Origin of the sequence: Oscillibacter sp. (assembly GCF_031978065.1) — a bacterium.
In the GTDB taxonomy this organism is placed as follows: domain Bacteria; phylum Bacillota; class Clostridia; order Oscillospirales; family Oscillospiraceae; genus Oscillibacter.
This window is the reverse complement of record NZ_DALZCH010000006.1, coordinates 1-6,017: the sequence shown is the minus strand read 5'-3', so window position 1 is coordinate 6,017 and position 6,017 is coordinate 1. Positions and strand designations below refer to the sequence as shown.

Here is a 6,017-nt window from a genome sequence, read left to right as displayed (position 1 = left end):
GGCTGGGTCCCGGCAGCAGGGGGAATGCTGCGGGGCGTGATCTTTCTGGCGGCGCTGGACGCGCTGCTCCCCCGGCTCCGGCGGGAGCGGGAAATTGCGGACCCCAGCTGGAAGCAAACCGTTCTGCTGACCACCGCTATCACCCTGCACAACATTCCGGAGGGAATGGCGGTGGGCCTCGCCTTCGCTCTGGCGGCGCAGGGAGAGAGCTTTGCGGGTGCGGCGGCTCTGGCCATCGGCATCGGCATTCAAAACTTTCCCGAGGGCGCAGCCATTTCCCTGCCACTGCGTCAGCAGGGCTGGAGCCGCCTGCGCTCCTTCGTGGGCGGTGCGCTCTCCGGCATTGTGGAGCCATTGTTCGGCGTGGCGGTGGTGCTGGTGGCGGCGGGCGTTCGCCCTCTGATGCCGTGGCTTTTAAGCTTTGCGGCAGGGGCGATGCTGTATGTGGTGGTAGAGGAGCTGGTTCCTCAGGCCCACAGCCGTGCCGGAACCTGCGGCTTTGTGGTGGGCTTTCTTATCATGATGGTGCTGGACGTTGCGCTGGGATAAGCCAAGCGCAAAACGGACGCAGGGAGTTTCCCTGCGTCCGCCGTTTTTTTATCCAATTACTTTTCCCGCGTCGGTTCCAGCGGAAGGCCCGTGAGAAACCGCCGCACCATGTCCAGACCCGTGTTTGCCGCCAGTGCGCGGATGCGCTCCCGCTTCCGCCGTCCCAGCGTAAGCTTTCGGCAAAAGGTCCCCTTCGGTGTGCACAGCCCCAGATACACAAGCCCCACGGGGTTACCCCGCTCGTCCGCATCCGGGCCCGCCACGCCCGTGACGGAAATTCCAAGCTCCGCGCCAGTGACGGCGCAAACACCCTCTGCCATAGCCCGGGCCACAGGCTCGGACACCGCGCCAAATTCGTCCAGCAGCGCCCACGGCACGCCCAGCACGTCCGCTTTTACGGACGTCCAATAGGCCACCACCCCGCCCCGGTACACGGCAGACACTCCCGGCAGCTCCGTCATCCGCTGGGCCAGTAACCCTCCGGTGCAGGACTCCGCCGTTGCAAGACTCAGCTTCTGTTCCTGCAAAAGCTTCTTGCAAGCCTCCTCCAGCGAGGAGACGTCCACCCCGTAGATCACATCTCCAAGGGCTTTCTTCACCTCGTCCACCACGGGGGCAAGCATCGCCTCCGCCTCGTCACAGGTTTTGGCTTTGGCGGTCACCCGCAGGCACATTTCGGCGGGCTTTGCATAGGTGGCAAGGCTGGGATTCTTCATCTGGGACATTTTATCCCGCAAAAGCTGGTCCACGGCGGACTCTCCTATGCCGAAGCACAGAATGTCGCGGGAGAGAAGTACTTCATCGGACAGGCTCCGCAAATACGGTTCAGCATGGCGGTGAAGCATGGCTTCGCACTCCTCGGGCGGTCCGGGCAGCATCAGCACATGGACGCCGTCTTCGTAAAAGGCGCAGCCGGGGGCGGTACCCACGGGGTTGTCAAACACCGTGCAGCCCTCCGGCAGCTCCGCCTGCCGCAAATTGTTCTCCGGCATGGGGACGCGGAACACAGTTTCATAAAGCCCGCGAAGCTCTTCGGCGATATCCCCCCGGAATGTCAGCCTGCGCCCAAAGGCCCGGCAGACCACCTCCTTGGTGAGGTCGTCATAGGTCGGCCCCAGACCGCCCACGGTGATGAGGACGTTCGCCCGTTTCCGTGCGATGTCCAGCGCCTCTTCCAGCCGTCCGGGGTTATCCCCCACCACGGTGTGCCAAAACACGTTGACACCCAATCCGGACAGGCTTTGGGAGATCATTTGGGCATTGGTATTTGCGATGCTGCCGAGAAGCAGTTCCGTTCCCACGGCAAGAATTTCAGCGGAAAGCATTATCACTCAGAGCCCTTCTTATTGGATTTTTCGTCTGTGTGCCGCGCCTTAAAATAATTAAATAGATTGATTGTTCCCCGCGAGAACGCTCAAACCGGTGGCCACAAAATAAAGCGCCTCAAAGTCGTTTCTCAATGCCACCACCAGCCAGAGCACCCCCGCCGCGAAAAACAGCGCGGCGGCGCCCAAATTCTTCCCTGCGCATTTCACGGCTTTACACGGATTCTTTCCCGTCCCGCCATGGCTTCGCTCATTAGACCCTCGATATCCAGCACCGCCTCCGCCGCCCGAACATCCTCCAGATTGGGCCGGGTGCTGGGATGCCGGGGCGTGAACACGGTGCAGCAGTCCTCATAGGGAAGAATCGAGGTTTCATAGCAGCCGATTTCGCGGGAAATGCGGATAATCTCCACCTTGTCCATGCCGATGAGGGGCCGCAGGACGGGCAGTGTGGTCACATCCTCCGTCACTCCAAGAGCGGGCAATGTCTGGCTTGCCACCTGACCCAGAGACTCGCCGGTAATCAGCGCCCCTGCGTGGATACTCCGGGCAACCTTTTCGGAAAGGCGCATCATAAACCGGCGCATGATGAGGGTAAAATACTCCTCGGGGCAGTGCTTGCGGATTTCCTCTTGAATTTTGGTGAAGGGAACGATATGCACCGTCACCCGCCCGCACCACGCCGTCAGAAGCCTTGCAAGCTCCAGCACCTTGTCCTGCGCCTGTTGGGAGGTATAGGGCGGAGAGACAAAGTGAACCATCTCCAACTGCACGCCCCGGCGGGCCATCATCCACGAGGACACCGGCGAGTCGATTCCGCCGGACAAAAGACTCACCGCCGTGCCTCCCATGCCGATGGGCAGACCTCCCGCACCGGGAGCGGCGGGCGCGTGGACATACGCCGCCTTTTCCCGAATCTCCACATGCACCGTCAAATCCGGCTTGTGGACATCCACAGCCACATTGGGAAACCGCTCCCCCAGAAGGCCGCCCACGGCCTGAGAAATCTGAATGGAATTCAGGCGGAACAGCTTGTCCGCCCGCTTGGACTCCACCTTAAAGGTCCTCGCCGCCGCAAATTCATCCTTCAAATACGCCGCCGCCGTTTCAAAAATGGCGTCCACGTCCTTTTCACAGGGAACGGCCCGGGCCACATTCACCACGCCGAACACCTGACGGCAGGCGGTCAGCGCCTCCGCCATGTCGCAGTCCTCACTCCTGGGCTCCACATAAATGGTGCTCTGGCGCAGAGTTACGTTGAAACTGCCGCAGTGGCGCAGACGGCGGCTGACGTTGGCCACCAGCTTGTCCTCAAAGGTATGGCGGTTCAGCCCCTTCAGGACCACCTCGCCCAGCTTCAGCAGGAAAATCTCCCGCGTGTTTTGGTTTGTCATAGAACCCTCCGATTGGTTGAATTGAAATATTTGGGCGAAGCCCTGATAAAAGGCACTTTTCACCGCAGTGCGCGGCTTGACAGGACCCAGCCTGTCTCAAGATGACAATGCCTATTCCGATGACGGTAGTCCGGCCCTGCCCAAAGGACGCTCACCCTCTTAAAATCTCCGTGTTGCGGTACTGCACGGCCTCGGCCAGATGGGACGCTTCGATGCGTTCCGATCCTTCCAAATCCGCGATGGTGCGAGCCACCCGCAGCACCCGGTCGTGGGACCGGGCGGTAAGGCCCATCCGCTCGAAAGCGGATTTCATCAGTTTGTCTCCCGCTGCGTCCAGTCCGCAGAAAGCGGCCAGCATGGAGGGCGGAAGCTGGGCGTTGCAGGTCACGTTCGTCCCCGCATAGCGGGCAAGCTGAACCGCCCGCGCCGCCAGAACCCGTTCCCGCACAGCGGCGGAATCCTCCGGCGTGGTCTTGCGCCGCAGGGCCTCGTATTCAACCGACGGCACGTTGATGTGCAAATCAATGCGGTCCAGCAGTGGACCGGAAATTTTCTCCACGTACTTCTCCACGTCCCGCGATGAGCAGGTGCATTTCCCGGTCGGGTGCACCTGTTAAAGTAGCCGCGCGCGAGGCCCCTAAAGCGAATTGCTTTCAATGAAATATCATAGCGGCAGATTCCAATAAAGTCAATTAAAATCCCCCGTAAGAACTTCCTAGTTCCTACGGGGGATTCTCTTATTCTTTCGTTTCTCCTTTGGTGGGATGCTTAATAGCGCCCCCTACGCCCTCCATCCGCTCCATACGCTCGTCTATGGCCTTGCGTATGAAATCGTTCAGGCTCTCCCCTACCGCGTCCGCTGCGGCCTGTATCTCGGCTTTGCGGCCCTTTGGGACAAACGGGTAAAGGCGGTCATATGCCTTGGCATTATATTTCGCCTTGCTTTCGTTTGAGGTCTTCCCTCCCATATTACATCAACTCCTGCTGGCATTATAACATTTATCAAATACTTACGCTAGTATGCAACTTGCACAAGCATACTGACGTAAGTTTGTTTATTATTCCATCTTGCGTACTACCGCAAGTATGCTATACTAAGACCATAAACCAAACAACACGACAGCCGAAAGGCAGGAGGTAGCGAAAATGTACACAGAACACTACGATAATGGCGATATTCGGGTAACGTTCAGCAGCAAAGAAAGCTACTGGGACTTTTTAGAAGTAGCGACATTCAAAGAAACCCCGTGGGCAACCAGGGTGTGGGATAAGGAAGAATACCATCTGGCGGCGGATTTCCCCAAAACTCGGAAAGAGTATTACAACTGGTAAAGCCGCAACCCGCCCCGCCGGTCGGGCAATAGGCCGGTAGAAAGGATAGCGTTATGAGCAAATTGGAATTATCCATCGATGACCGTGTGACTTTAGTTGACGCTCTTATAAATTCAATAGTTTGTGAAGAAAAATGTGCCAGCTTCTATGATGAAATATCTTCCAGAAATCCCGATGCGAAGTCGATTGTTGATGGTTGCAGAAAGCGAGTTGCTGCTTACAGCGAGCTGAAAAAGCGGATTCAGGCGTGAAACAAAAAAACTCCCCGGAGCCTACCAATGGTAAGCTCCGGGGATAACTCAAGTTTTTTGCTGTGACCCAAACATAAATCCAAGTATTGTCATTACAATCAGTTTGAAAGCCTCGAATCCGCTTTTTAGCAATTCGTTATCCGGCTTCCATAATGAGAGGATAATGCAGAGGAACATCAGGAAGATGCACCATCCAAGAGTAGCGGAACCAAGAGTAAATCTTTTGAAATCAAGTGAGGGTGTGTCCGTTTCTCTTGATAGGGCGCAATCTTTTTGGATTGTCCTTTCTGTCTCGGGTGGGACATCTTCGTCAGAAAGTATTTCCGGGGGAATTTTAACATCCAGAGGTGTCATTCCTCATTTCCTCCTCAGAAATTGTTTCTCCGCTTCTCTGATACGCCGCATACCATCCCGAGCCCGCCGTGTGCGTCTTTTTCGACAAATCCACAGCGCCCCAGTTTTTGTATTTATTCCAAATGTCGTCTATGCAGGATTTTAGGACTGGGTTGGCATCCTCGTCCACCATTTTTGCTTTCCCCTCCGCATTACGAGCGTAACTTTTTATTGGCGATGATCCAAATGTTTTAAATTCAGAATAGACAGAGGGGATTACAGGCCCATACGGCCACGGCTCAAATCGTTCAAAAATAGGTAAGATTCCAGTTTTCTTTACATATTGAACGCAAACATAATACAATAGCTTCTGCAATTTCATTGGAGTTACTGCTATATGCTCTCTTTTCGCTCTGACCAAGATGTTGTTACTTAAGTTTTGCGCTGTTGCTTTCACAAAATCGCCCTCCTTCTTAAAAAAATCGGCCTTATGTTTATCTATATTATATAACGATTGCAAGTGAAAAGCAATAACCACTCTCCTTTATATGTATGCAGAAATACCTATAATGCACTTCTGAATACATCGTCAAACAACTTTTAAAGATGAAAAAGCTCCCCAGGGACTAACCATGTCCCCGGGGAGTCTCTTTTCTTATACCGCCGTCTCCATTCCTTCAACCTCCAGCTTCCTATCAAACCCGCCGCCCCGGTAGATAAACACCAGCGTGCGCACCATCTCGTGCGTCAGGTTGATCACATCGCCATTGCCGGTCGCGTCGGAGCCGTCGCCCTGAATGATGCCCGCCGTCATGAGCTTATCAATAATAGGC

Annotated in this window: 10 protein-coding genes; 3 read left to right on the top strand and 7 right to left on the bottom strand. The window is 55.6% G+C overall.

Annotation, left to right across the window (positions count from 1 at the left end; genetic code table 11):
- Nucleotides 1-549: ZIP family metal transporter (locus RTK01_RS01625; protein ID WP_312279297.1), on the top strand; the 549-nt coding region annotated here is incomplete at its 5' end.
- Nucleotides 550-605: 56 nt separating this feature from the next.
- Here RTK01_RS01625 and RTK01_RS01620 read toward each other — a convergent pair.
- From RTK01_RS01620 to RTK01_RS01600, 5 genes are all read right to left on the bottom strand, one after another.
- Nucleotides 606-1,874: a competence/damage-inducible protein A gene (locus tag RTK01_RS01620; protein WP_312279342.1), complete on the bottom strand. Its 1,269-nt coding sequence runs from the start codon at nucleotides 1,872-1,874 to the stop codon at nucleotides 606-608.
- A 57-nt stretch (nucleotides 1,875-1,931) separates the two neighbouring features.
- Nucleotides 1,932-2,063, bottom strand: a complete 132-nt coding sequence (locus RTK01_RS01615) for a hypothetical protein (protein ID WP_312279296.1) — start codon at nucleotides 2,061-2,063, stop codon at nucleotides 1,932-1,934.
- Nucleotides 2,064-2,080: 17 nt separating this feature from the next.
- A complete protein-coding gene (gene thiI / locus RTK01_RS01610; RefSeq protein WP_312279295.1) occupies nucleotides 2,081-3,268 on the bottom strand; it encodes a tRNA uracil 4-sulfurtransferase ThiI in 1,188 nt (395 codons plus the stop codon).
- A gap of 151 nt (nucleotides 3,269-3,419) precedes the next feature.
- The gene (locus RTK01_RS01605) at nucleotides 3,420-3,878 is read right to left on the bottom strand and encodes an ATP-binding protein (protein ID WP_312279294.1); all 459 of its coding nucleotides are present in this window, start codon (nucleotides 3,876-3,878) and stop codon (nucleotides 3,420-3,422) included.
- A 127-nt stretch (nucleotides 3,879-4,005) separates the two neighbouring features.
- A complete protein-coding gene (locus tag RTK01_RS01600; protein WP_312279293.1) occupies nucleotides 4,006-4,236 on the bottom strand; it encodes a hypothetical protein in 231 nt (76 codons plus the stop codon).
- Between the two features lie 178 nt (nucleotides 4,237-4,414).
- Between RTK01_RS01600 and RTK01_RS01595 the strand changes: the two genes are divergently transcribed.
- Nucleotides 4,415-4,600 (top strand): hypothetical protein, encoded by a 186-nt coding sequence (locus tag RTK01_RS01595; protein ID WP_312279292.1) that lies wholly within the window; start codon nucleotides 4,415-4,417, stop codon nucleotides 4,598-4,600.
- A gap of 53 nt (nucleotides 4,601-4,653) precedes the next feature.
- A complete protein-coding gene (locus tag RTK01_RS01590) occupies nucleotides 4,654-4,851 on the top strand; it encodes a hypothetical protein (protein WP_312279291.1) in 198 nt (65 codons plus the stop codon).
- 48 nt (nucleotides 4,852-4,899) lie between these two features.
- Here RTK01_RS01590 and RTK01_RS01585 read toward each other — a convergent pair whose 3' ends face one another.
- Entirely contained in the window at nucleotides 4,900-5,205 is a 306-nt protein-coding gene (locus tag RTK01_RS01585) for a hypothetical protein (RefSeq protein WP_312279290.1), read from the bottom strand.
- Nucleotides 5,186-5,641 carry a type II toxin-antitoxin system antitoxin SocA domain-containing protein gene (locus RTK01_RS01580; RefSeq protein ID WP_312279289.1) on the bottom strand — a complete coding sequence of 152 codons (456 nt, stop codon included), beginning with the start codon at nucleotides 5,639-5,641 and terminating at the stop codon, nucleotides 5,186-5,188. Before RTK01_RS01580 ends, RTK01_RS01585 begins: the two co-directional genes overlap by 20 nt.
- Between the last annotated feature and the right edge of the window lie 376 nt (nucleotides 5,642-6,017).